This is a genomic window from Parasutterella muris (assembly GCF_943193095.1).
Classification (GTDB): domain Bacteria; phylum Pseudomonadota; class Gammaproteobacteria; order Burkholderiales; family Burkholderiaceae_F; genus Parasutterella; species Parasutterella muris.
Genome location: NZ_CALPCV010000016.1, coordinates 1 through 25,662, shown reverse-complemented (window position 1 = coordinate 25,662; position 25,662 = coordinate 1). Strand labels below are relative to the sequence as shown.

The window sequence follows — 25,662 nt, the reverse complement described above, 5'->3', positions numbered from 1 at the left end:
GATTAAAATCAATCGAATTTAATTGACAAGACAACATCATGAGCTGGTTTGAAAAACTGCTCCCGCCAAAGATCAAGCGTTCGGAAGGCGAAAGCGCCAAAAAGGACATGCCGACCGGCGTCTGGACGAAATGCACAAACTGCGGGACAACGCTTTACTCTCAGGAGCTGAAAGCGAACCTGAATGTCTGCCCGACATGTAATTTCCATATGCGTGTCGGCGCGCGAGACCGCATTGACATGATTCTGGATCCGGAAAACCGCGTGAAAATTGGTGAGGACGTTCGCTCGATTGATCCGCTGAATTTCACGGACAGCAAGAAGTATCCGGATCGTCTGAAGCAGGCTCAGTCTGCCACCGGAGAGACAGACGCTCTCGTGGTGGAAGCCGGTTCCATTCACTCCATTCCCGCTGTTGTCGCGGCTTTTGAGTTCAAGTTCATGGGCGGATCCATGGGTTCTGTGGTCGGAGAAAGATTTGTACAGGCGGTTCAGTACGCGATTGACAACCGCTGCGCGTTCATCTGCTTTACGGCTACCGGCGGCGCACGTATGCAGGAAGGTCTCAATTCGCTCATGCAGATGGCTAAGACGACCGGCATGATCGCAAAGCTTGCCGAGCACCGTCTGCCGTTTATTTCTGTTCTGACCGATCCGACAATGGGCGGCGTCTCCGCTAGCTTCGCGTTTATGGGCGACGTTGTTATTGCCGAGCCAAAGGCCCTGGTCGGTTTTGCCGGCCCTCGCGTTATTGAGCAGACCGTTCGCGAAAAGCTTCCCGAAGGCTTCCAGAGAGCCGAGTTCCTTCTCCAGAAGGGCGCGATTGACATGATTGTCGAACGTAAGGACCTTAAATTGGAGATTGCGAAACTCATTGCGCTTTTCCAAAAAGAATCGGCTGATTCCATCATTTAACGAGTTTCTGATAAGGACCGCTTCAGGCGGTCCTTAAGTTTTTTCTGCGGCACTAAACAATGAATTTTGATACTTTGGATCAATGGCTTTCTCACATCGAGAAGCTGCATTCTCAGACCATCGATCTCGGACTTGAGCGCATGAATGAAATGATCAAGCGCCTCGGGATTCATTTTGACTGCCCCGTCTTTACAGTGGGCGGTACAAACGGTAAAGGAAGCACCTGCGCTTTTTTAGAGTCGGCGCTTCTGGAATCGGGCTACAGCGTCGGGGTGCACACTTCTCCGCATCTGATCCGATTTAATGAGCGCGTACGCCTGAACGGCAAAGACGCCAGCGACGAAGACCTGATGCTCATGTTCTCAAAAGTAGAGCAGGCTCGAGGCGAAATGACGCTCTCTTATTTCGAATACACGCTTCTTGGCATTCTGCTCTTGTTCATGGAGAAAAAGCCGGATGCGCTGGTGCTGGAAATCGGCTTGGGCGGAAGACTTGACGCGGTCAACACGATTGAGCCCACGGTCTCGATTATCACAAGTGTCGGCATTGACCACACTGCTTACTTAGGTGAAACAAGAGACAAAATCGGCTGGGAGAAAGCGCATATATACCGTCCCGGCAAATCCGCAGTCTGCGCTGACGACGACCCTCCTGCGTCCTTAGTGAACTATGCGAGGGAAATCGGCGCGAAACTGCTCGTGCGCGGCAAAGATTTTGCTGCGATACACGTTCCGGGCAGAGACACTTGGGACTTTGTCGGCTCAAAAGGAAAACTGAAGGATCTTCCGCTTCCGACCATGCCGGGAGAGCATCAGCTCTCCAACGCGAGCGGTGCGATTGAAGCGCTGCAGTGCGTGAGCGACCGCCTTGAAGTCGGACGTGACTCGATCTGCGCGGCGCTGCTTGCGACTAAAGTCACCGGCCGCTTCTCTAAAGTGAGTACGAAGCCTGATATTTATCTCGACGTCGGCCACAATCCGCATGCGGCCAAAGAGCTTGCTAAAACGCTTCAGCAGATTCCGGGACCAAAAGCAGCTGTGTTCGGGATGCTCTCGGACAAAGACAGAAAGCAGGTCTGCGAGATCATGAAAAACACGTTTGATGTTTGGTATCTGTGTGATTTAGAAGGACCGAGAGGCGGAAAAGCAGAAGATCTTAAGGCCTTTTTGGAGGAAAGCGGCGTGCTTGCCGAGAGAATCAGGACTTTTGACAATGTGAAGACCGCATTGGAGACAGCCGTCAACGAGCGCGGCGGGACTGATAAAATAACCGTTTTCGGATCCTTCCTCACAGTTGCCTCCGCAATTGAAGACTTGAAGGTTCCCGTTGGCCGAGATTAAAGGATGTACCTGAATGCAGTTCTGGAAAAAAGATAAAGCTCCGAAGACGGAACACGTTGAGCCCGGCATGGATCAAAATGCAGCTCCCTCCACTCAACCGATTAAGTTTTCCGATGAGCCGATGTTCGGCTCTCAATCGATTCCGCTGTCTGAAGCTCAGATTCCCGGAAAAAGAGGAGCGTCTCAGGGCGAGTTTGTAACTTACCCGGCGGTATTTGCAAAGCATCAGGATACGCAGGCAGCCGCTCAGCCGCAGCCTCAGCCTCAGCCGAGTGAAGTTCCCCAGCCTGCGAGCGCGCCCGCTCAGCAGCCGAGCGAGCCCCAGCCGCAGGCAGCTGAACCTGAAAAGCCGGTAGCCGAAAAGAAACCGCCGCTCTTCAGACGTAAGCCGGAACTCGATTCAAACCGTAGACAGGAAGAGGCGGACGCGGAATTTGCGAAGAAACAGAAATGGATTAAGGCAAGACGCCGCTTTGTCGGCGCTCTGGTGCTTCTTGTTACCGCTGCGATCGCGATTCCTCTGCTTTTTGATAAAGAGCCGCCGCCCGCAAATGTAACGATTCCCCTGAGAATTCCGAAAGAAAATACTGTTGAAGTCTCTAAGATCACGATTCCTTCTGCGATTACGCATGATGCGGCTGAAGCTTCCAAGGCTGAGCCTCAGCAGCCTCAGCAGAACGCGGTTCAGCCGAGCGCAAAACCTGCGGTGAAGCCTGAGCTCAAGAAGGCAGAGGTGAAACCGGCGGAAACGCCTAAGGCCGAAGTGAAAAAGCCTGAGCCGCCTAAAGCGGAAGTTAAGAAGCCCGAGGCTAAGAAACCGGAAGCTCAGAAACCTGAGCCTAAGAAGCCTGAAGCTAAACCGGAAGCGCCCAAGGCGATGCCTAAAGGACAGTTCTACATTCAGGTGGTCGCGCTCTCAAATCAGGACAAGGCCCAGCAGATTGTCAACAGCATGAAAAAGGCCGGTGTCAACGCGTTCCTCTCTCCGGTCTCAACCGCGAACGGCAAGATCTGGAGAGTTCAGTCGGGCCCTTATAAGACAAAGAACGCGGCAACGGAAGCAAGCGCTAAGTTAGGTATGGCCGGTCTCAGCGCCGGAAAGGTTCTGCAGGTGAAATAAAGTGGATTTTTCTTCCCTTGGTCTTGGCGAACTCGACTGGCTGTTTGTCATCATCATTGTGATCTCGACACTCCTTGGCGTCAGCCGAGGAATGGTCAGAGAGATATTCGCTCTTGTCGGCTGGATCGCTGCATTCTTTATCTCGATCTACTATTCGGCCGCGCTTGCTGAGGTGCTTCCTTTCCAGAACCATATGGGTCTGATGGTCCGTACTTTCGTCTCGGTGATCCTGATTGTGATCGGATGCGTTTTTGTATCTGGCTTAATCGGTAAAATAATTCGTAATTTATTAGCGTCCATTTCGATTGGAGCAGAGGACCGTCTGCTTGGCTGCCTGTTTGGTTTTCTTCGCGGGGTACTGATTGTCGGTCTTTTGGTTTTCATCGGCGGCACGTCGCATTTTCTTTCGACACAGCCGTGGTGGAAAAATTCTGCTCTGGTGCCCGTAGCGGAAAAGGGGATCGTGTGGTTCTCTCCTTATATTCCTCAGAGCCTTTTGGATTGGCGTAAAGAATAATATTTTTAATCCTTTGGAGATAAGACAATGTGTGGAATCGTGGCACTGTACGCGTCCGGTCCTGTGAACCAGCGTCTCTATGACGCACTGCTGCTGCTTCAGCATCGGGGTCAGGACGCGGCCGGTATTTGTACCGTGGAAAATCGGACCTTCCATATGCATAAGGGCATGGGACTGGTGCGGGACGTGTTCAGAACCCGAAACATGCGGGATCTGCTTGGCAACTGCGGTATCGGCCAGGTCCGTTACCCGACGCAGGGCAACGCTTCAAGCAACAAAGAGTCTCAGCCTTTCTATGTCAACGCGCCTTACGGAATCGTGCTCGCGCATAACGGTAATCTGACGAATGCGAAAGAGCTTGCCAAAGAGCTTTATGAGCTCGATCGCCGCCACATCAATACCACAAGCGACTCTGAAGTGCTTCTCAACGTGTTTGCCAATGAACTGCAGAACACGACTCAGGGCAACCACCTGACAGAAGACGCACTCTTTGGCGCGGTGGCAAGCATGCACAAACGCCTTAAAGGTTCCTACGCAGTGGTCGCCTGCATTGCCGGTCACGGCATGATCGCCTTCCGCGATCCGCACGGCATTCGTCCTCTGTGCATCGGCTCGAACATCGCCGAAGACGGTACGACCGAATACATGTTCGCAAGTGAATCCGTCGTGCTTGAAGGCAGCGAATTCACGCTGCTTGGCGACGTGGCGCCCGGCGAAGCGGTTTGGGTGGACGAGCTTGGAAAGATCCATAAGCGTCAGTGCGCGGAAAAGGCAGAACTGAATCCCTGCATTTTTGAGTACGTCTATCTCGCTCGTCCTGATTCCGTTCTCGACGGAATTCCGGTTTATGACGCGCGTCTTCGTTTAGGCGAAAACCTCGGCAAGGAAATCAAAAAGCAGATTCCTCTTGAGGATATTGATGTCGTAATGCCGATTCCCGATTCCTCCCGTCCTGCCGCGGCTCAGCTTGCTAAGGCCCTCGGTTTGGAATACCGCGAAGGTTTCATTAAGAACCGTTATGTCGGCAGAACCTTCATCATGCCCGGTCAGGCGATCCGCAAAAAGAGCGTTCGTCAGAAGCTGAACGCCATGAAGGTGGAGTTTGTCGGCAAGAACGTCCTGCTCGTTGACGACTCGATCGTTCGCGGCACCACGATTACGGAAATTGTCCGTATGGCTCGCCAGAGCGGCGCAAGAAAAGTCTTTATCGCCTCCGGTGCGCCTCCCGTCCGCTATCCGAACGTTTACGGCATTGATATGCCGACTTCTTCGGAGCTGATCGCAGGCGACAATCGTCCGACCGAAGAGATTCGTATGGAAATCGGCGCTGACGCGCTGGTCTACCAAACGCTCGAAGGGATGATTGATGCCGTCGGGCACTTTAACCCGAATATCAAGGCGTTTGACTGCTCGTGCTTTGACGGGAAATACGTTACAGGTGATGTAACACCCGAATATATCGCTGAACTCGAGCGAGAAAGACTCGAAAGCAAACAGCAGAAGAAAAAAGCGGAGTCGGAAGACTAAGTCCGAGACTGCAGAAGGAGGCTTCGGCCTCCTTTTCTTTTTAACGTTTTTATCAATACTAAAGTCCTGCTCGGCTGGCTAGAATATTTTTCAATCGGAGAATATTTTGCCAGCGATAAAAACCATAAAAACTTTTGTCCTTGCGGCGGTCTTTATGCTTGCCGCAGCAGCTGACGCATGTGCAAAACCGAGCGTGACGATCGGTCTGATCGATACGTTCGCTCCGGATTTTTATATTTATACCTACTCTCCGACGATTGATCATCTGATTAAGTCTCTGCCCGAATTTGATTTCCGAATCGTTGAAATTAATCCGGAACGCGTGGACGAAGATATCAGGAAATTTGAGCCGGGCTTTATTGTTTCTTCGGCTTCGACTTACGTGTCTCTGATGGAATCCAAGGGCGCGCATCAGGTTGCAACGCGTGAACCTAAGTCCTCGCCTGACGTCAGTCATACAGTCGCTTCCGCTTTTATTGTTCCGACGAGCAGTGAGATCAAGGAGCTTTCCGACGCCAAGGGAAAGGTGGTCGCGGTCACTTCCGCCGACAGTTTTCCCGGTTGGCTCATCGCAAAAGGGGAGCTTGCGCGCTTTGGCAATCCGGAGAAATTTTTCCGGCGCGTGGTGGAGTCCCATCACTTATATCCGGACGTGGTCGCGCTCATTCGGGCTGAAGCCGCGGAAATCGGCGTGCTCGCGGCCTGTGAATTAGAAAATCTGATTATTTCAGGCGCAGTGCGCCCGGGCGAGTTTAGAGTGCTGAATGAATCCAAGAGTCATCTCGGGTGCGCAAAAAGCACGGACTTGTACCCGGATGCGGTGTTTTCTTCGCTGCCCGGGGTTCCTTCGAGTATTTCCCGCAAAGTGGCAGTCGCGCTGCTCACGATGCCTGACGAAGGTCAGGATTTCCAGTGGACGGTCGCCAATGATTTCGTGCCGACTTATCAGCTTTTGCGCAAGCTGGAAATCGGTCCTTTTAAGCCGGTCAGCATCTGGTCTTTAGACGCGTTTCTTGCCCACTATCGCTATCCTCTGCTGATCGGTTTTCTGCTGCTTGCACTTTGGGTTTTACATAGCATCTACATCAACTGGCTGGTGAAAAAGCGAACGGCTCAGCTTCGGTATGCGCTCGTTGAAATGGAACGTTTCCATAGGGAAGCTCAGGAAAATAAGATCAAAGTAGATTCGATGGAGCGCATGAGCATTGTGTCGCAGCTCTCAAGTATGTTCGCGCATGAAATCAAGCAGCCGATCACGAATATCTCCTACTATGCCGGAAGCCTCGTCATGTTTCTGCGCAGAAAAGGCATGCTCGAGGGGCCGGCCAAGGAAATCATTGATGCGATTCAATCCGAGGTTGAGCGCTCTTCAGGCATTATCGAACACGTCCGCAGTTACGCTAAGGCGCGAAAGAAAACGGTTGAGGTGTGCGATCTGAAAGACATTGTCGACCGCGTTCTGCGCTACAGCAGAGATATAAAAATCGTCAGCACAGTTAAAAAGGGCTGTGAAATTCAGGCGGATCCGTTTGAAATTGAATTCATTGTCGTGAATTTCATCAAGAATGCGTCAGCCTCGGCTTCTGCGGTCAGGCGTCCGAAGATCCTCATCAAAGTCGAGGAGGAGCCTGAACGCTGGCGCCTTTCCGTGATTGACAACGGTCCCGAGATATCAGATGAAGATTTCTTAAAGATCGGACAGATCGGCTACAGCTCGAAAGAGGACGGACTGGGCTGGGGTTTGGCGATTGCATCCGCAATGGCAGAGTCCAACGGTGGGCACTTGGAATTTAGAAAAGTTAAAGGCGGAGGGCTCGAAGCGGTTCTCCTGCTTTCAAAGTACAGGAAAGAATGATGCGCAGTGAACCTATTGTCAGGCTAGTGGATGATGACGCGACCGTTCTGACGGCACAGTCCATGTTTTTAAAGATGGCAGGACTCAAAGTTGTCTGCTACAGCAGCGCGGCCGAATTTTTAGAAAACGACGACAACAGGATTGACGGCTGTCTGGTGCTGGACGTTCGTATGCCGAACATGTCGGGGCTGGAGCTGCAGGACGAAATGATTCGGCTCAAAATCGATCTTCCGATTATTTTCCTATCTGCGCACGGAGACATTGAGATGGCGGTTCAGGCGGTGCATAAAGGCGCAAAAAACTTCCTCGTTAAGCCGCCCAAACTTGAAACGCTGCTTGAAGAAATTGAATCGGCGATCGAGCTCAATATTTCCAATCGTAAAGATCAGGCTTTCGGACGAGCGCTGATGCAGCAGTGGAATCAGCTGACGGAAGCCGAGAAAGAAAACGCCCGAATGGTTGCCAAGGGACTCACGAATCAGGTCATAGCCGGGGTAAGAGGAATTTCCGAGCGTACGGTCCGCTCACAGAGAGCGAGTGTTTACGACAAACTTGAAGTGGAAAACGCCGCTGAGCTGGCAGCGTTTCTGCATGATCTGGATCATTACAAGGGTCTCTTATGAAACGGCGACTGCTGCTGCAATCCGGTTTAATGTGCCTGCCGCTTTCTGCTTTGGCCAGAGGGAACCTGCCGCAGGAGTACTCTGATGTGATCGTTGTCGGCGGCGGCTCCGGCGGCCTTACGGCCGCGCTCAGCTGCAGGGAATACGGTCTGAAGGTCACGCTGCTTGAGAAAATGGCGTTTCTTGGCGGCGATACGCTGCATTCCGGCGGCTACTTCAACGCGGTGACCGATGAAGCGGTAAAGCGCGGAGAAGACAGTGTGGAGCTTTTTAAGCAGCAAATCCTGAAATCGGCCGCGGGATACGCGGATGAGGATGTCGTTTCGGTCTATGCGGCAAGCTGCGGCGCCGCGCTTGAATGGCTCAAATCTCAGGGTATGAAATTTTTGCCGGTTCCGCACTTGGTTTACGGAGGCCTCTGGGGACGCTCCTACAAGCCGCTTCAGCCTTCGGGGACCGGCTATGTGCAGGTACTCTCCAACGCCTGTCTGAGAAAGGGCGTGGATGTGCGCACTTCTGCCGCGGTGACCGGTCTTGTGACGGACGATGAAACGGGCAGGGTGGTTGGCATTCGAGTGACGTACCGCGGAGAGCAGCGTCTGCTCTTTGCCAACCGCGGAGTCGTGCTTGCCTCGGGCGGTTTCGGTGCGAACCGTCAGATGCTGGCTCAGTCCTCTCCGCTCTTTGCTGAAATGGGGAGCGACAGCCATCCGGGAGCGACAGGAGAAATGATTTATACCGCTTCAAGTGTTGGCGCTCATCTGAGAAATATGGAGTTTATCGAATGCGTTCCGGGCGGTATTGAGGAAAGCTCGGAGCAGGTTCGGCTTGATTATGATCCGACCGTCGTGATGCTTGTCGATGAGAACGGCAACCGATTCGTGGAGGAAACGAGTCCGAGGTCCGAGATCTTTAGCGCTTACCGCAGCAAAAATATTCGGCGCTGTTTTACGATCGCCGATTCCGATGCGGTGGAGCGGATCGGTTTGGCTCGCAGAAAGAGTCTTTACCGCGGGCTTTACAGCGGTCGTTCATGGCGCCGCGAAACTTTGGAAGCACTAGCCGAGGCGCTGCAGGTGAACCCCGATCATCTGATAGCCTCAGCCGCGGAGCTTCAGGAACGCGGCGTACTCAACAAGCCGCCGTATTGGGCCGTGAGGGTGTTTTTTAAAATTCATACTACGCTCGGCGGCGTCGCGATCGACACAAAGGCACGTGTGCTCGGTGCGCATCGAGCGATTAGCGGTTTGTATGCCTGCGGACAGATGATCGGCAACCTTCACGGGAAAAACAGACTTGGCGGCAACGGCATTAACAGCGCCGTTTGTTTTGGAAGAATCGCCGCGGAATCGATCCTTAAGGATTCTTAATTGAATCTTTAATTTTGTTGCATTGAATTGATTCTGTCAATGGCCGTTTGCTTGTTGAGGGAAAACAGCCGCAAAAACTAAAATTTTCTCATCGCGGCCCATTTTGGGTACGCATCTCAAGGAGAAATCAATGACAAAATCCATCACCGCTTCCCGTCGTTCCTTTATGAAAGGTGCCGTAGCCGGTGCTGCAGCTGCCGCTGTCGCGCCTGCGTTTGCCGCACCCGCAGCCAACCTTCCCGCAAAATGGGACGGTGAAGCTGATGTCGTAGTTGTCGGCTTTGGCGGCGCCGGTGCGACTACCGGTATCGTTGCCGCTCAGAACGGCGCTAAAGTTATCATTCTGGAAAAGAACCCCCAGAACCATCATCTGAGCAACACCCGCATGTCCGGCGGTATCTTCCACTGCCCGTTCAAAGATGGTGATCCGAAAGCTCTGAAGGATTACGCTCAGGCGATGTTCTCCGGTGAAAACATTGACTGGAAAGAAGAAGGCGAAATCCCTGAATACTCTGAAGTTCTGGCTCAGATCTGGGCTGATCTTTCTCCCTCGAACCTGGACTTCCTCCAGTCTCTTGATCCGGCCTTTATCGGCGGCAGCCAGCCCGGTTTCAACAAGGCTTCTTTCCCAAATTTCCCCGGCGCTAAAGAGTGCAAATACAATGCCTATCGTGCTACATATACAAAGCGCATGAAGAACTTCAATCAGAAGTCGGTTGACAGCCCGAAAGAAGAAACCAGCTCCGGTGAAGCTTTCTGGCGCTGCCTGGAAGAAGGCGTCAAGAAGCAGGGCGACAAGATTCAGGTTGTTTGGGAAACTCCCGCTGTTGAACTGCTCAAGAACGCCAAAGGCGAAGTGGTCGGTGTTAAAGCCATGCATAACGGCAAACCGGTCTTCTACCGCGGCAAGAAAGCGGTCGTTCTCTGCTCCGGCGGCTACGAATACAGCAAACCGATGCGTCAGGCTTTCCTTGAAGGTCCGGGCGTTGACGGCTGGGCTTTCTACGGTACGACATCCAACACCGGCGACGGTATCGCTATGGGTATGGCCGCAGGTGCCGGTCTGCAGAAAGCAGGCAAGTCCGCTGCCCGCGTGATTGTTCCGACTCAGGTTCGCTGCAACGGCATGCGTCTTGGCTCCATTACTCCGGCTGTGGGTTCCGCCAACTCCATCGTGGTTGACAACTACGGCAATCGTTATGAAGCAGAAACCAAGGTGACGGACAATCCGAGCCGCTACTTCTTCTACAAAGCCGCGGTTCACTTCGACATTAACTCTCTGTCCTATCCGAGAACTCCGTCCTGGATGATTTTCGATGAAAAACTGCGCGCTTCCAAACCGCTCGTCGGCCTGGGTATCTCCGTTGTCGGCTACGGTCTGGTTGACTGGGACGAAAAGAATGAAAAACCGATCGCTTCCGGTCTGATTCTCAAAGCCAACAGCATTGAGGAACTCGCCAATCTCATCAAGAACCATCCGGAAAACAAAGGCCGCATGGTCCCTGAAAATCTGACCACGACAGTCACGAAGTTCAACAAGTTCTGCGACGACAAGAAGGACGCCGACTTTGGCCGCAGACCCGCAACGCTTGGCAAGATCGAGCAGGGTCCCTTCTATGCGATGCCGCTTGTTGCCGGCGGCCCGAACACTAAGGGCGGTCTTCTTGCTGACGGCGACAGACGCGTTCTGGCCTGGGACGGCACACCGATTCCGCGCCTCTACAGCGTCGGTGAAATCGCATCCGCACTGAAGTTCGTTTATCAGGGCGGCGGCAACCTGACAGAATGTCTGGTTTACGGCCGTCACGTCGGTAAGAATGTTGCCGGACTTCCGGACACCACTCTGTAATACGCAGCTGTAATCAAGCCTCGGGCGAATAGCCCGAGGCTCTAAACAAGGATAAAAAGAATATGCGCCTCATTGCTTTTTCCGCCATGATCCTGTCTCTTTTCTGCCTGACTGCTCAGGCTCAGCAGGGACAATTTTTAGCTGACCGCCATGTCGCCCGCGGGATGAAATGCGAGTCCTGCCACACTCCGGACAATAAGGTCAAGACCTCCGGAGACCTGGATGTCTGCGCGACCTGTCACGGAGACTATCCCGCGATGATCCAAAAAACCGAAGGCCGCTATGAAGTTAATCCTCACGCTCAGCATGAAGGCGCGCTTCCGTGCTCAGAATGTCATAAAGGCCACAAGGCTGGAGTGAACTATTGCGGCGGCTGTCATAACTTTGTGTACAAGGTTCCCTAAAGATAGATGATTTTTCCCTCCTTGTAGGACTTAGCTCTGTGATACTTCCTGTTACAGAGCTTTTTTCATGTCCGGATTCCTGTTCGATGGCTCGGAGCGAGGGATTAATTGGCTAAAGCCTCCGAGAATTGATCCCTCTCATCCCATGGGAAAGAAATGGCATCATAGCTGGTGAGCGCCGTTCTAAATTTAGAGTTGTCTTTTGTCGATGAATTTCTATAAATGACATAGAATTTTGCCGATGCCCCCCTTTGAGCTTTGGTGTCAGCCCAAGAGAACAGCGCCAAACGTGCGGCGTCATTTGTAGGATCTTTTACAAGTTTGATAAGTCTTTCTCCGGCATTCTTAGACTTCGGAATTGCGAAATCAAAGTAGTTTTGGAATCTAGACCGACCGACTAAAGAGAGCCTTGGTGTGTATCGAATACCTAAGGAATCCAACCAGGCTGCAGCATCTTCAAAGAAGAAGGGTTCTACATTTGGTTTGGCCGAATAGAAGAGGTCGTCAACGGATAACACAGCCTGTAATAAGGAATGTTTTGCCCAACAAAAGGTTTCCTTTTGTGCTTCAACGTAAAGTTCCTGACCTTTAAGTTTTACACCGAAACCGTTTAACGTTTGGTTTAGAAGAGTAAAGCGATGTCCCTTTAAAACATCACATCCGCACATTTCTAAATCTTGTATTGTTGATCCAAGGTCTGAGAGAGTGAAAGTGTTACTGTTTGCACCTACTACATACAATTGGATAAAGTCGTTGTGTCTATTCAAAAAAGGCGTAGTGACTTCCGTCACACCTTGAACTGACTTTACAAGAGTGTTTTCCTTGAGCCATCGATAATACTTATCGATAAGACTTTCTATTTCACTGTTCTGGGTTAAATACGAATCCATATTCAAATGGCAGAGTTCCAACTACTTTGCAAAAGTTTAAGAAATCTTGGAATGTTTGTATAGGATTTTCTTTTTTTGAAAAGATCTCCTTTGGTAATTCTATGGCGTATCTATCACCGTATTCCTCCCTGTAAATATGCAGGTGAGGAGAGCCTATTCTCGTTCCATCCGGATTTAAGTGAGGAGCGCCATAATCCAGCCTTGCCAGAACATAGCAATTTCTTGCTCTTGTCTGGAAGGTGTAATAAAGGACAACATTCTTTTGACTTATAGTCAAAATAAACTTCTCCCTTCGATCGTTTGAAAAAAGATCGAGTTCAACTTTTCCGCCGGTTGAAGGAAACTCTGCTAAGTTTTTTTCTTCGCAATGCTTTGGAAGGTTAAGTAAATAATCAGCTAATCCTTGTTCAAGCCCATTCATCTTAAATTTCTATTGATTTTGTCGATTGTTGCGTCAACGTGTAGTGCAAGAGCAACTCGAGTATTTTTTAAGGCAATATCAATCTTACAAGCTGCAGCGTCAGTTTGTGTCGCAATGGAAGTTTAGTGTTTGTGCGTCGTTCGCAAAATCTTTACTTTACACAGAACGACGCAAAGATCGGTATTAATAAAAAACCGACTCAGCTGAGCCGGTCCGCGGTTTAGGCTTCTTGTCAGAGTGCGTTGCTCAGACGCTTAAAGAAGCGGTAAGTCGGTGTGCGGTAAAAGTCGTAGGATTTGAAGTAATTCTCGATTTTTTCAAGGCACTTCTTTTCGTTGTAGGGCTGTCCTTCTTGGAACGGTACAAAGCAGGGGCCCTGCATCAGGACGCCTTCGGCGCTCTTGGCGACCGCATAGTGGTGCCGCACCTGCGGGTCTTTAGCTTCTGCCTCTTTTATTCGGCGCGCTTCAAGCAGATCAAGCGCTTCAAGTCTGTCACTGAGCGTCGCCTGAGCGGGTTCAATGGGAGACACCAGTGTGGCGTAAATCTTGCCGCGGTCAACGCTTACGTCTTTGAGCTTCAGAAGGCCGACTCGATCCAGCGGGAAGTGTTTCATCATCTTCATATTGGAAAGAAAGATCTGCGTCGAATCCATCACAATGTAATTGGTGTGCCTTTCCCGCAGAATGCCTTTGACGGAACAGCCGTTTTTAGTGATCTCGTGATAACCGGTTTCGTCTTCCCGAGTGATGTCGATCAGTTCAGAAGGTGAGTAGGCCTGCGCATAATCATGCAGCAGAGAGACATTTTTCTCATAATTAAAAATGTGAGAGGCGACCGCCTTGGTTTTGTCCGTCACGTGTCCTTTGGTTTCTGAGCTGCCGCGCAGATTTTCTACGACGACATACTCGCTTCCGGTTAATTTAATTTCGTAGCTGATCCGAGGTGTTTCTTTTTTCCAAACCTTGGAGCTGACGCCGTTTTCCGCAAGGTTGTACTCTTTAAATCCGCCTCCGAGCTGATTTGAAATGGTCTCAAAGAGTTCGGACGCGTCCTGGGTTCCCTCGGCAAGCTTGTAGTAGGCGTGTACCGAAGTCAGCACCTTATCCTTGTTGAAGTTAAAAAGCACAGTTTCAAGCGGTCCGCTGCCTAAACAAGGTCCGAAGACCACCAGCTGGCTTTCATTATTGTCGTAAACGCTTTGGCTTTTAAGCCGGCAGGCATAGTCATCCGAGCGATTGGCCGTCTTGTAAATTGTGCTGTAGGTGTCTTCGCCGAGCTTGAAGCTTTTCCAGTGCGGTGCGCGGTAGGCGGCAGCCGATACCGCGGACGAGCACAGAGCACAGGCAAGGAAAAGTGTTGTTTTTCTTGTAATCATCATAAAGAGTCGAGGCGGAAAAAATAACCGATTTGTTTCATTAATCAGAATTTTAGGCGCATTCGGTGTTTTCGGGATTGAGAGATGTTGGCGGCGAATGAATTAATCACATCTTTATGGCGAAAATGGGTAGGGAAATCCCGACTAAGTGTAAATTCTGTTACATACTAATCACGATTAAATCGGCCCTTGCGGTTTATTAGAACAACGTAGAGAGAAAAATCGTGATTAAAACTTTGATAAAACCGACTGTTATGGCAATTCTTATGACGAGCGGTTTCCTGGCGTTATCCGGCTGTGATAAGAAAACCGATGTCGGCAGCTCTGCCGGTCCTAGTCCTGTTGTTGTCGTTAAAGTTTCACGTCATGATGTTCCTGCCGACATGGTTTGGGTCGCAAAAACTGACAGCTCGCGCGCGGTTGAGATCTACAGCCGAGTGAACGGTTTTCTCGACAGCCGCCAATACACGGAGGGCGGCACGGTTAAAGAAGGTCAGGTGCTTTTCCTGATGGATAAAAAACCGTTTGAAGTCCAGCTGAGAGAAGCCGAGGCCTCTCTTGCGTCAAGTGAAGCGGCGCATCAGGTCGCAAAACGCAATTTAGACCGTATCAGACCGCTGGCCAAGCTGAAAGCGCTCAGTCAGACCGACCTTGATCAGGCCGTCGGAAATTTCCAGACGACAAGTGCTGCGGTGTCTAACGCTAAAGCTCAGGTTGAAAGCGCGAAACTGAATCTCTCGTACTGCACGATTACTTCTCCCGTAACCGGTTATGCAAGCTCTGCGCTTCAGACGGACGGGACTTATATCAATACATCAAACGCGCACTTGGCGACCATCTATACCATGTCTCCGATGTGGGTGACATTCTCCATGTCGGAGAACCAGGAAGCGCAGATTCAGAAAGAAGTGAAAGCGGGTATTTTGAAAACACCGCCTAATCATGATTACGAGGTTCAGCTTGAGCTTGCGGGCGGTGAAATTTACGGTCACACCGGCCGTGTCACATTCTCGAGCCCGAACTTCAATCCCGATACCGGAACGTTTGAACTGAGAGCTTCCTTTGACAACCCGGACAATGTTCTGCGTCCTCAGCAGTACGTTCGCGCGATTGTGAAGGGCTCTAAGTACGTCAATGCGATTGTCGTGCCTCAGATTGCGGTTCAGCAGGGCAGTAAGGGACATTTTGTATGGGTCATTACTAAGGATGACAAGGCTCAGCTTCGTCCGGTTGAAGTCGGCAGCTGGATCGGTCAGGACTGGCTGATCACAAACGGTCTGCAGGACGGAGATCGGGTCGTTACCGAAGGGATGATGCTCTTGGCGACAGATGCGCCTGTTAAAGTTCTCAAAGAAGTAGATCAGGCTAAACCGGACACGAGCGTTAAATCCTCTGATTCTGCCTCCGACGCTGTCAACTAATCATCGGGAGGCGGCATATGTTTTCGAACTTCTTCATTAAACGACCGATTTTCGCGATCGTCACCTCTCTGGTGATTGTTATCGCCGGTCTGCTATCAATGTTCCAGCTGCCGATTGAGCAGTATCCGAACATGGCGCCGGTACAGATCACCGTAACGGCTAATTATCCCGGTGCGGACGCCAGAACGGTGGCCGATACGGTCGCCGCTCCGATCGAAACGCAGATCAACGGCGTTGACAACATGATTTACATGCAGAGTACGTCGTCTTCGTCCGGTTCGATGATGCTGACGGTGTTCTTTGAGATCGGGACGGACCCGGATATCGCTCAGGTTCAGGTCCAGAACCGTGTCAACATCGCTCAGCCGTATCTGCCTTCAGAGGTCATTACCAACGGCCTGACGATCGAAAAGCGTTCGTCTTCGATTTTGATGCTGGTTGGTATCTACAGTCCTGATAAGAGGTACTCGCGCGACTACATCAACAATTACGCCAATGTTTACGTAATGGACGCGATCAAGCGCGTGAAGGGCGCCGGACAATCAGCGATTTTGGGTAATGCGGATCAGGCGATGCGTATTTGGCTTAACCCCGATCGAATGGCTTCGCTGGGCATTACAACTTCTGATGTGACATCGGCGATTTCCGAACAGAACAGCCGGTTTGCAGCAGGCAACATCGGTGCTGCTCCCTCTCTGCCCTCAACGATTCAGACCTTCCCGATCATCGCACCTTCTCCTTCAGTTGATCCGAAGGGCTACGAGGACATCATTGTCCGATCCAATCAGGACGGCAGCGCGATCGTGCGTGTGAAAGACATCGCAAGAGTCGCGGTGGGTTCAAGAAGCTATGAGGCAACCGCCAATATGAACGGCGTGCCGGCGGCGCTGATTGCTGTGTATCAGCAGGCAGGCGCCAACGCGCTCGACGTATCTGACAATGTGCGCAAAGCGTTAACGGAACTCAAGAAGAGTTTCCCGGAAGGGCTTGAATATAAGGTTGCAATGGATACCACGGATTTCGTCCGTATTTCTATTGAAGAGGTGATTAAGACCTTATTTGAAGCTGTTCTGCTGGTTATTGCGGTTATCTATATCTTCCTGCAGAGTTTCAAATCTACAGCGATTGCCTGTACGGCCATTGTGGTCGCTTTGACGGGTACCTTTATCGGTATGCTTGCGCTGGGCTTCAGCATCAACCTGCTGACGCTCTTCGGCTTGGTGCTCGCGATCGGCTTGGTGGTGGACGACGCCATTGTGGTGGTGGAGAACGTCGAGAGAAATATGTCGGAAAAGGCGATGAACCCGGTGGACGCGACGATCGCGGCTATGTCTGAGGTTTCCGGCCCGATTATCGCAACCGTACTGGTTCTCGCGAGCGTCTTTATTCCTGCGGCATTCATGGCGGGAACGACCGGTATGCTCTATAAGCAGTTCGCGATCACGATTGCGATTTCCGTCACGATTTCCGGTTTTGTGGCACTTACGCTGACGCCTGCGCTTTGTGCAAGCTGGCTGAGTCATTCCGAACCGAAGACAAAAGGATTCTTCTATCAATTTAACCGTCTCTTCGGTATTTTGACGGTTAAATACGGCGGCTGGACAAGGGCGCTCTTTAGAAGAACACTTTTAGTGGTGGTGCTTTTTGGCGCGATGATGGTCAGCATTTTCTCGATCTTCCGAGTGCTGCCGACAGGCTTTGTGCCCAGCGAAGACCAAGGTTATGTGGTTGCGGCCATCATGCTTCCGCCGTCAGCGAGTCTGCAGAGAACCTCGACGATGATGCAGACCGTGGATAAAGCTTTCGAACCGATCAAGGGCGTTGAGACCAGAAACTCCGTCTCCGGTTTCTCGCTGATTGACGGCGGTATGAAGACCAACGCCGGTACGTACTTCATGACGCTTTCTCCGTTCTCAGAACGATATAAGAACGCGAAGACAGCGGAAAAGATGAATGCGAACGCGATTATGCAGGATATGCAGCGCATGGGCATGTCTTCTCAGCTTTCCGGTTTGGTGGTCCCGATTAACCCGCCTGCGATTCCGGGCTTGGGTACTACGGGCGGTTTTGAGTTCTGGATTCAGGACACCGCGAGCGGCTCTCCGGTGCAGCTTGGCGAGAACCTGGAAAAATTCCTTGCCGCCGCGCGTCAGCGTCCTGAGCTGACGGGTCTTACTTCGACATTCAGCGCTTCCAATCAGCAGCTAAAGATCACGTACGACAAAGACAAGGCAAAGCTTCTCGGATTGGATACGCAAAGCGTGTTCGACACGCTTCAGAGTCAGTTCGGTTCTGCCATTGCGAGCCAGTTCAGTCAGTTCTCCCGCGTGTGGTTTGTGATTATTCAGGCTGAACCGCGTTATCGCGAAAGCCCGGATGATATTTCCAAGCTCTATGTCAGCAACAACAAGGGCGAGATGATTCCGCTGAGTTCCGTGATTACAACGGAATACACGAGCGGACCGACGCTGTTGCCGCACTTTAACGGATTCCCAGCGGCTCAGGTGATTGGCAATGCGGCTCCGGGCTACTCTTCCGGCCAAGGTATGAAGGCGTTGGAAGAAGTCGCTGCCGAAACACTTCCGCAGGGCTATACCTACGGCTGGAGCGGCATCAGTTATGAACAGCAGTCTTCAGGCTCATCGTCAGCGGTGGTGTTTGCTTTCGGTCTGCTGCTCGTGTTCCTCGTGCTTGCCGCGCAGTATGAAAGCTGGGCGCTTCCGGGCTCCGTCATTCTGGCGGTTCCGTTCGGCGTGATCGGCGCACTGGTTGCGACATGGGCGAGAGGACTTGAGAACGATGTTTACTTCCAAATCGGTATGCTGGTGATGATCGGTTTGGCGGCAAAGAACGCGATTCTTATCGTCGAGTTCGCGGTTGAACTCAGAAACAAGGGTATGGATTTGGTGCGTGCGGCTATTGACGCGGGCGAGCTTCGTTTCCGTCCGATTATCATGACGTCTCTTGCGTTTATCGGCGGCACACTCCCGCTTGCGGTTGCGACAGGCGCGGGCGCCGCTTCGAGACACTCTCTCGGTACCGGTATTGTGGGCGGCATGATTGGCGTGTCTACACTTGCGCTGCTCTTTGTCCCGATCTTCTATGTTTGGTTTGAAGGATGGGCGGAACGCCGCGGCGCTAAGAGCGCGGTGAAACTTGCCGCTAAATTAGCTGAGCGCAATATTCCGATCACTGACAAACTGCGCCTTGCAATCCTCAAAGGACCGGGTACCGTGTATGACCCGAAAGCTGATGTTAAGGTATCACCCGACGGCACTCTGACGATCACCAACTCTCCGGATTTCAATCCGGAAGCAACCGAGGATCAGAAGGTCGGCATTGAATCCCTGACTGACAAGCAGCGCGAGGATAATGTCCATGCCGAAGACGCGGTTTCGGATGAAGAAGCTCAGCGCGCGCTCAAACGCAAGGACAATAAGATCGCGGAAAAGCTGGAGCAGGCCAATGAACAGTCGCAAAAGGCTGATGCTAAAGACGACGGCAAAGAAGGAGGAAAACAATGAAAAGAAGATTCCTGATTTTGGCGGCGGCCGTGTCGTCCGCGCTGTTTCTTTCCTCTTGCGCGGTCGGTCCCGATTATGAAAGACCGGTTGTGCCGGTTCCTGAGAACTTCAGGAACATCCACGGGCAGGTTGACGCCTCTAACTGGCTGACCGCCCGCTGGTGGCGGCAGTACAACGATCCGGCTTTGGATTACCTGGTATCCAAAGCGATCGCGAACAACCGCACTCTGCAGCAGACTATGGCGAATGTAGAGAAGGCGGCCGCCCAGGTGACCGTATCCCGCTCGAGTCTCTTCCCGCAGCTCTCCTACAGCGGTGACGGCGGAAAGGCCCGCCAAAGTCTCAATACTGTGACGGGCGCCATGATGGACGGTAAAGCCATTACAACCTATGAGGGTTTGGCAAACGCTTCCTGGGAAATTGATCTCTGGGGACGCATCCGCAGACAGACTGAATCTGCGGTTGCTTCCTATCGGTCCGCACAGGCTGCGCATAAAGCCGCGATCGCTTCTGTGATCGGTTCGGTGGTCAGCACTTATTTTTCAATTCTTGCCGCTGACGAACAGTATCGAATTGACGTCGCGACAGCGGAAAGTTACTTTGAAACGTACAAGCTCTTCAAGCTTCGCTTCCAGTACGGCAATGTTTCCGAGATGGAAGTCGCGCAGGCGCGTTCTCAGTGGGAAAGCGCCATGGTTCAGATTCCTCAGATTCGGCAGAACCGCACGGAACTGATCAATTCTCTATCGATTCTGACCGGTATCGCTCCGAAGGCGATGCCTCAGTTCAAGAAGCTTGATGAACTGAGCACACCGGTGATTGCGGCCGGTATTCCGAGTGATCTTCTGACGCAGCGGCCGGATATTGTTGAGGCTGAAGAGACGTTAAAGGCAGCGAACGCGGATATCGGAGCGGCTAAAGCGCTTTATTTCCCGACCATTTCGCTCTCAGCGGGATTGGGCTACGCCAGTGACGAGCTGCATAATTTATTTAAGAGCCCATCGCACATGTGGAGTTATACCGGTTCGTTTACCGGTCCGATCTTCCGCTGGGGCGCCGTTACGGCAGGTGTAAAGAGTGCTGAAGCGCAGCAGAAAGCGATGTTGGCGGCTTATCAGTTAGCGGTCGCGCAGGCGTTTGCCGATGTGGATAACGCGCTCAGCAGCCGTGAGAACGCGGTCATTGAGCTTCGCACGAAGAGGGCGCTGGTCAAGAGCCTTCAGGAATATCAGAAGCTCGCGACCGCTCAGTATCAGGGCGGCTACACCGGTTACGTGACAGTTCTGCAGGCTGAGCAGTCTCTGCTTCCGCAGGAAATTCAGCTTGCGGAAGTTAAGGCAAGAGCGTTGAGCTCCATCGGTCAGATCTATCAGTCCCTTGGCGGCGGCTGGATTGATCAGGCGCTGATTGAAGAAGAGCAGGCGATCAAAGACTTAGAAGAAGCCGAAAAGCTGAAGAAGGAACAAGTCCAGGCGGCTCCGGAGACTTCCTCCTCAGTTCCGCTTCCTTTGAGAAAGCCGGATTCTCCGGAAGAGATTCCGAATCCGGAAATAAACTCCGATGCTGTTCCGATTCCGGTGGCTGAGCCCCACAAATAAACAGACAGACAAGCCTGATTGTCCTAACAGATGATCAGGCTTTTACTTTATGAAGCGGGTAAGGATGCGGCAAGCCAGGGTGCAAGTCTGATAATTTCCGGGTGCAGTGTCTCTTTATAAAATCGATCGCAGATGACTAAAATTTCGTCCCGCATCTGCGGGTCGATGTCTTTGCGGTATGCGAGAATAAGCTGGCGCTGCATCACGGGGTTGGGCATCGGCAGAATTCTGATGCGCTCAGTAAGTTCCAGGTGCTGAATTAAAGTCGCAGGCCGTATAAAAGACCAGCCGAGGCCTTCAGCGATCAGCTTCAGCATGACGCGCCGTCATCCACTTCAATTTTGACGGGAAGATCTACGGAAAGAGCGCCCAGCAGTGATTCCGTGATTTTGTGTCCGCCGGAGGAGCGGATATAACGCAGCAGCGGCAGACCGCAGAACTTTAAATCCTGCCAGCTGACAGCCTTTGCTCCAAAATCCATAGACAGAGGAACCGCAAGGACGGAGGGTTCGGAAAACAGTTTCTGCGTCAAAAATTCGGACGCGTCCGGCAGTCTGCTTGTGATCGCCCAATCAATGTCTCGGTGCTTGAGTTTGCTGTAGAGACGCTCCGAGGTTCCGGTGACCATAACGATAGAAGATAAACGCGAGGCGAGATTCTCAATGACAGATGCTCCGAGATTGCGAGCAAGGCTTTCAACAATTCCGAATCGCAATGTCGGCCGAATCGAGCAGCCTGATCTTAGCTTTCCGAGTGTGCGCGCAAGATGCTCTCGCTCCTGCCGAAGCTCTCTGAAAAGCAAAGCGCCTTCTTCCGTCAGATGATTCGGCTTTTGGCTTCGGTCGTAGAGCTGAAAGCCGACTTCTTTTTCAAGCTCCTTTAGGTGATAAGAGACAGAGGATTGGGAGATTTTGAGAACGGAGGCGGCTTCCTGAATATTGCCCTGTTCGACGACGGCAATAAAAACTTTGGTGTGCGTTCCGAAAAGCATGACGTTTCTCCGGGTACATAATTCTTTGTTTCGATAATAAATTTTTGCATAAAACATCGAATAATTAAAAAATTATTATCGAATTTTTCTAAGTTATTTTCCGATTGCCATCGCCTGAGATAAAAATATTTTTGTCCTAATTCAATTCATCAACCAAGGAGACAAACCATGGACGAGAAACATCGCGGAAAAATTAAGAAGAAACCGGCGACCGAGGTCGTGAAATACCTCATCGGTCCCGCCATCGCACAGGATTTAGAGAGAAGTTATCAGACGATTCTCGATATCAACAAAGCGCATGTCATTATGCTTGCGGAGCAGGGCATTATTAAGCAGGACGTCGCGGCCTCTATTCTTGAATGCACGCAGCGTATTGCCGCGATGCAGGAACATCCGGAGTTTGAAATCAATCCCAATGTGGAGGATCTGTATTTCAACCTCGAGCGCTATCTTCTGGAACAGACCGGGCCGGAAATCGGCGGACAGCAGCATACAGCGCGTTCCCGCAACGACCTCTTCGCCTGCGAGCAGAGAATGGATATCAGAGGTTTTTACCTCAAGCTCTGTGCTTCATTTAATGAACTGCGCCAAAGCCTCTTGGATTTAGCCGACAAAAACCGCGACGCTGTCATGTCAGGCTACACTCATATGCAGCCGTCAGAGCCGATTACTTTCGGTCACTACCTTTCGGGTATTCTCAACGCGCTGGAACGCGACTTCAGAAGAATTGAAAACGCTTGGGAATCTCTGAACATCTGCCCGCTTGGCGGCGGTTCCATGGGTTCAACGACCTTCATGATTAATCGCGAAAGAACCGCGGAGCTTCTCGGCTTTGATGAGCCGATGCAGAATTCGATCGACTGCACCGCTTCCCGTGACTACTGCATGGATATTCTTTCTGCTTTCGCGATCGCATCGAACACCCTGTCGCGTTTTGCCTACGACCTTTATATCTGGTCGACACCGGAATATGGCTATGTTGAAGTGGATGACTCCTGCGCGGTCTGCTCTTCGATCATGCCGCAGAAGAAGAATCCGATGACTCTGGAGCATGTTAAAGGCAAAGCCGCGCATCTTGAAGCGTTCTTTGTATCCGTGTTCAGTGTTCTCAAAAATATTCCGTTCACGCACTGCCGCGATTCCTCTACTGAGGCGATGCGCTTTGTCTGGACCGGCATGCAGGAATTTGAAGCCGATATCGCGCTCATCAATGTGACCGTGAAGACACTGACGCTCAAGCGGGAACGTATGCGCGAAAACGCCGTCGGCAATTTCTGTACGGTTACCGAACTTGCAAACTACATGGTGCGCCACGACGGAATTTCTTTCCGTTCCGCGCACGGCGTGGTTGCGATGCTGGTGGGTTATATGCAGGAGAAGCAGAAGTTCGCCAATGAAATCACAACAGACGATTTGAATCCGATCTATCAGACACTCTTAGGCCGCACGACTACGCTGACCAATGAGCTGATTCAGGAAGCGCTTGATCCGAGTAAGAACGCTCAGGCCAAGAAGACGATCGGCGGCTCCAATACGGATGAAGTGAAACGTCAGCTGGATCGCTTGGCGCTGCACCTTGAAAGAGACAACGCAAAACTCACGCTGAGAAAGACTCAGGTTCAGGAAGCTAAAGAGAATCTGGAGCGTCTCACCAACGAGCTTGCGGCTCTTGCTAAATAGGAGGCGCTATGTTTGCAGCTGAATTTCTAGTCGTCATTTTGGCGATGATTATCGGTGCGCGATGGGGCGGCATCTTCTTTGGTATGGCGGGCGGCATGGGCCTTGCGGTCCTTGTATACGGATTCGGACTTGCGCCCTCTAATCCTCCGATCAACGTGATGCTGATCATGACCGCGGTGGTGCTTGCAGCGGCAACGCTTCAAACCGCAGGCGGTATGGACGTGTTAGTTCGCGTGGCCGAACGCATGCTCAAACGTGATCCGAAGCATATCGTTTTCTTTGCGCCGCTGATTGCCTGGCTCTTCACTTTCATGGCAGGCACCGGAAACGTTCTCTATAACCTTCTTCCTGTTATTTCAGAAGTATCCAGAGAAACCGGCATTCGTCCCGAACGACCGATTTCGATTTCCGTTATTGCCTCTCAGCATGCGGTGCCTTCAAGCCCGATTTCCGCGGCGACGGTTGCGATGGTCGCTTTCCTCGCACCTCTGGGTGTGACGTATTTCGATATTTTGGTCATTATTGTTCCCGCGACACTGATTGGTTTATTTATCGGCGCGCTTTCCGTCTACAAGAAAGGATTGGAGCTCGATCAGGATCCTGAGTATCAGAAGAAAGTTGCGGAAGGTCTTTTCAAAGATATGGATGCGGGTGTCGCGGAAACAAAAATGAAGGAAGTCTCCTCTAAGGCGAAACTTTCCGTCGCGATTTTCCTTATTTCCGCACTTGCCGTGGTGCTGATCGGAACATTCCCGGAACTGCGTCCGCACGTCACAAATGCGGCAGGCAAATCGATGACGGTCGGCATGACCCAGATGATTGAAATCGTGATGCTGATTTCTGCCGGACTTATGGTGATGTTCTGCAGCGCCGATCCCGGAAAAATCACGAGCTGCTCGGTCTTTAAAGCCGGCATGATGGGCGTTGTGACAATTTTCGGATTGGCATGGATGTCTGATACATGGATTGCAAACAACCTTCCGATGATTAAGAGTGAAGTTGCTGAAATCGTCGGCAGCAGACCTTATCTCTTTGCGATCGCGATGTTCATTGTTTCTGCTCTGACCTACAGCCAGGGCGCCACAGTCGGTGCGATGGTTCCGCTTGGTATCGCGCTCGGCATTGACGGGCATACCTTGGTTGCAATGTATCCTGCGGTCTGCGGTTACTTCATTATTCCGAGTACTGGCGTTCTGCTTGCGGGCGTCGCCTTTGACAATACCGGAACGACAAAGATCGGCAAGTGGGTTGTCAACCACTCGTACATCATCCCCGGATTTGTCGCCACGTTCGCTTCAGTGGTCGCGGGTTTTGCGATTCGCTACATATTCTTCTAAGATTTTTTCTTAGTTTTAAAGGCTCGGTTTTCGGATCGGGCCTTTTTTCTGTTTAGGATTGAATCGTTCTTTGCGTAAAGGAGAAAAAGATGGAAAAGTACTCTCGAAATCCGACGATTGACACGATGCTGAACCATGCATCATGCCGCAATTTTACTGATGAAAAAGTTTCCGACGAAGATATCGCTGCTATTTTCAGAGCGGCTCAGAGTGCGTCCACATCGTGTTTTCTTCAAGTTACGTCGATTATCCGCATTACGGAACAGGCGCTTAAAGAAAAGGTTGCGGTGCTTGCCGGTAATCAGAAACATGTTGCGCAGGCGCCGGAACTCTGGATTTTCTGCGCGGACTACCATCGCAATCAGGTGGAATTTCCTGAATCGGATTTAGGCTGGAATGAACAATTTCTTGTCGGCATTCAGGATGCGGGCATTATGGCGCAGAACGCCTTTGCCGCATTGGAATCTTTAGGCTTGGGCGGCTGCTACATCGGCGGCATCCGCAACGGCATCCAGGAAATCGATCGCCTCTTGGCGCTGCCGAAAAACGTGTTCCCGGTATTTGGGCTTGCGTTTGGTCATCCGGCTGAGCATGCGGGTCTTAAACCGCGTATGCCGGCTGCCGTCACGTTTATGGAAAACAGCTATCGTGAGCCTGATCCCGAAGTAATGAAGCGCTATAACGAGTTGATGCGCAAATACTACGAATCCAGAAGCTCCAACGCTAAAAACGTGGATTGGACTGAGAATATGATCGGCTATATGAAGAAGGAAAGACGCACGTATATGAAGGATTACGTGCAGGACAAAGGCTGGGATTTGAAGTAAAACCTGAATTCCCAAAATTCTAGGAGCTATTTTTACAAATAGTCTCATCTTCAATTTAACCAATTGATTTTATACC

At 51.5% G+C, this 25,662-nt stretch carries 21 protein-coding genes; 16 read left to right on the top strand and 5 right to left on the bottom strand.

Annotated features, from left to right (window positions below; genetic code table 11):
- The first annotated feature begins 38 nt into the window (after positions 1-38).
- The 10 genes from accD (at position 39) to NFR90_RS07085 (ending at position 11,519) form a co-directional block, all read left to right on the top strand.
- Complete coding sequence (gene accD, locus NFR90_RS07130) at positions 39-914, top strand: acetyl-CoA carboxylase, carboxyltransferase subunit beta (protein WP_160335730.1); 876 nt, start codon at positions 39-41, stop codon at positions 912-914.
- A 59-nt stretch (positions 915-973) separates the two neighbouring features.
- A complete protein-coding gene (folC, locus tag NFR90_RS07125; RefSeq protein WP_251451827.1) occupies positions 974-2,254 on the top strand; it encodes a bifunctional tetrahydrofolate synthase/dihydrofolate synthase in 1,281 nt (426 codons plus the stop codon).
- Positions 2,255-2,267: 13 nt separating this feature from the next.
- A complete protein-coding gene (locus NFR90_RS07120; RefSeq protein WP_251451824.1) occupies positions 2,268-3,374 on the top strand; it encodes an SPOR domain-containing protein in 1,107 nt (368 codons plus the stop codon).
- 1 nt (position 3,375) lies between these two features.
- Positions 3,376-3,891 (top strand): CvpA family protein, encoded by a 516-nt coding sequence (locus NFR90_RS07115; RefSeq protein ID WP_160335727.1) that lies wholly within the window; start codon positions 3,376-3,378, stop codon positions 3,889-3,891.
- Positions 3,892-3,918: 27 nt separating this feature from the next.
- The gene (gene purF / locus NFR90_RS07110; RefSeq protein WP_160335726.1) at positions 3,919-5,418 is read left to right on the top strand and encodes an amidophosphoribosyltransferase; all 1,500 of its coding nucleotides are present in this window, start codon (positions 3,919-3,921) and stop codon (positions 5,416-5,418) included.
- Positions 5,419-5,524: 106 nt separating this feature from the next.
- On the top strand, positions 5,525-7,273 hold the full coding sequence (locus NFR90_RS07105) for a sensor histidine kinase (RefSeq protein ID WP_251451821.1): 1,749 nt from the start codon (positions 5,525-5,527) through the stop codon (positions 7,271-7,273).
- Positions 7,270-7,896, top strand: coding sequence for a response regulator transcription factor (locus NFR90_RS07100; RefSeq protein WP_251451819.1), 627 nt, complete (start codon positions 7,270-7,272; stop codon positions 7,894-7,896). Before NFR90_RS07105 ends, NFR90_RS07100 begins: the two co-directional genes overlap by 4 nt.
- Entirely contained in the window at positions 7,893-9,266 is a 1,374-nt protein-coding gene (locus tag NFR90_RS07095; RefSeq protein WP_251451817.1) for an FAD-dependent oxidoreductase, read from the top strand. The genes NFR90_RS07100 and NFR90_RS07095 overlap by 4 nt, the downstream gene beginning before the upstream one ends.
- A 130-nt stretch (positions 9,267-9,396) precedes the next feature.
- Positions 9,397-11,115: an FAD-dependent oxidoreductase gene (locus NFR90_RS07090; RefSeq protein ID WP_160335722.1), complete on the top strand. Its 1,719-nt coding sequence runs from the start codon at positions 9,397-9,399 to the stop codon at positions 11,113-11,115.
- A 62-nt stretch (positions 11,116-11,177) separates the two neighbouring features.
- Entirely contained in the window at positions 11,178-11,519 is a 342-nt protein-coding gene (locus tag NFR90_RS07085; RefSeq protein WP_160335721.1) for a cytochrome c3 family protein, read from the top strand.
- A 104-nt stretch (positions 11,520-11,623) separates the two neighbouring features.
- Here NFR90_RS07085 and NFR90_RS07080 read toward each other — a convergent pair whose 3' ends face one another.
- The 3 genes from NFR90_RS07080 to NFR90_RS07070 form a co-directional block, all read right to left on the bottom strand.
- A complete protein-coding gene (locus NFR90_RS07080) occupies positions 11,624-12,409 on the bottom strand; it encodes a DUF1828 domain-containing protein (RefSeq protein WP_251451815.1) in 786 nt (261 codons plus the stop codon).
- Positions 12,381-12,830, bottom strand: a complete 450-nt coding sequence (locus NFR90_RS07075; protein WP_251451813.1) for a DUF6978 family protein — start codon at positions 12,828-12,830, stop codon at positions 12,381-12,383. The genes NFR90_RS07080 and NFR90_RS07075 overlap by 29 nt, the downstream gene beginning before the upstream one ends.
- 232 nt (positions 12,831-13,062) lie before the next feature.
- The gene (locus NFR90_RS07070; RefSeq protein WP_251451811.1) at positions 13,063-14,211 is read right to left on the bottom strand and encodes a hypothetical protein; all 1,149 of its coding nucleotides are present in this window, start codon (positions 14,209-14,211) and stop codon (positions 13,063-13,065) included.
- 221 nt (positions 14,212-14,432) lie between these two features.
- Between NFR90_RS07070 and NFR90_RS07065 the strand changes: the two genes are divergently transcribed.
- From NFR90_RS07065 to NFR90_RS07055, 3 genes are read left to right on the top strand one after another with little or no spacing between them, the layout of a single operon-like run.
- Complete coding sequence (locus NFR90_RS07065) at positions 14,433-15,629, top strand: efflux RND transporter periplasmic adaptor subunit (RefSeq protein WP_251451808.1); 1,197 nt, start codon at positions 14,433-14,435, stop codon at positions 15,627-15,629.
- A 17-nt stretch (positions 15,630-15,646) separates the two neighbouring features.
- Positions 15,647-19,153: an efflux RND transporter permease subunit gene (locus NFR90_RS07060; RefSeq protein ID WP_251451805.1), complete on the top strand. Its 3,507-nt coding sequence runs from the start codon at positions 15,647-15,649 to the stop codon at positions 19,151-19,153.
- The gene (locus NFR90_RS07055) at positions 19,150-20,751 is read left to right on the top strand and encodes an efflux transporter outer membrane subunit (RefSeq protein ID WP_251451802.1); all 1,602 of its coding nucleotides are present in this window, start codon (positions 19,150-19,152) and stop codon (positions 20,749-20,751) included. The genes NFR90_RS07060 and NFR90_RS07055 overlap by 4 nt, the downstream gene beginning before the upstream one ends.
- Positions 20,752-20,798: 47 nt before the next feature.
- On the opposite strand, the gene NFR90_RS07050 is transcribed toward NFR90_RS07055, so the two are convergent.
- Complete coding sequence (locus NFR90_RS07050; protein ID WP_251451799.1) at positions 20,799-21,068, bottom strand: type 2 periplasmic-binding domain-containing protein; 270 nt, start codon at positions 21,066-21,068, stop codon at positions 20,799-20,801.
- The gene (locus tag NFR90_RS07045; RefSeq protein WP_251451796.1) at positions 21,062-21,742 is read right to left on the bottom strand and encodes a LysR family transcriptional regulator; all 681 of its coding nucleotides are present in this window, start codon (positions 21,740-21,742) and stop codon (positions 21,062-21,064) included. The genes NFR90_RS07050 and NFR90_RS07045 overlap by 7 nt, the downstream gene beginning before the upstream one ends.
- 168 nt (positions 21,743-21,910) lie before the next feature.
- Here NFR90_RS07045 and argH point away from each other — a divergent pair, with 168 nt between their 5' ends.
- From argH to nfsA, 3 genes are all read left to right on the top strand, one after another.
- The gene (gene argH, locus NFR90_RS07040) at positions 21,911-23,422 is read left to right on the top strand and encodes an argininosuccinate lyase (RefSeq protein WP_251451793.1); all 1,512 of its coding nucleotides are present in this window, start codon (positions 21,911-21,913) and stop codon (positions 23,420-23,422) included.
- 8 nt (positions 23,423-23,430) lie between these two features.
- Complete coding sequence (locus NFR90_RS07035; protein WP_251451790.1) at positions 23,431-24,759, top strand: anaerobic C4-dicarboxylate transporter family protein; 1,329 nt, start codon at positions 23,431-23,433, stop codon at positions 24,757-24,759.
- Between the two features lie 89 nt (positions 24,760-24,848).
- The gene (gene nfsA / locus NFR90_RS07030) at positions 24,849-25,586 is read left to right on the top strand and encodes an oxygen-insensitive NADPH nitroreductase (RefSeq protein WP_251451787.1); all 738 of its coding nucleotides are present in this window, start codon (positions 24,849-24,851) and stop codon (positions 25,584-25,586) included.
- Positions 25,587-25,662 lie beyond the last annotated feature (76 nt).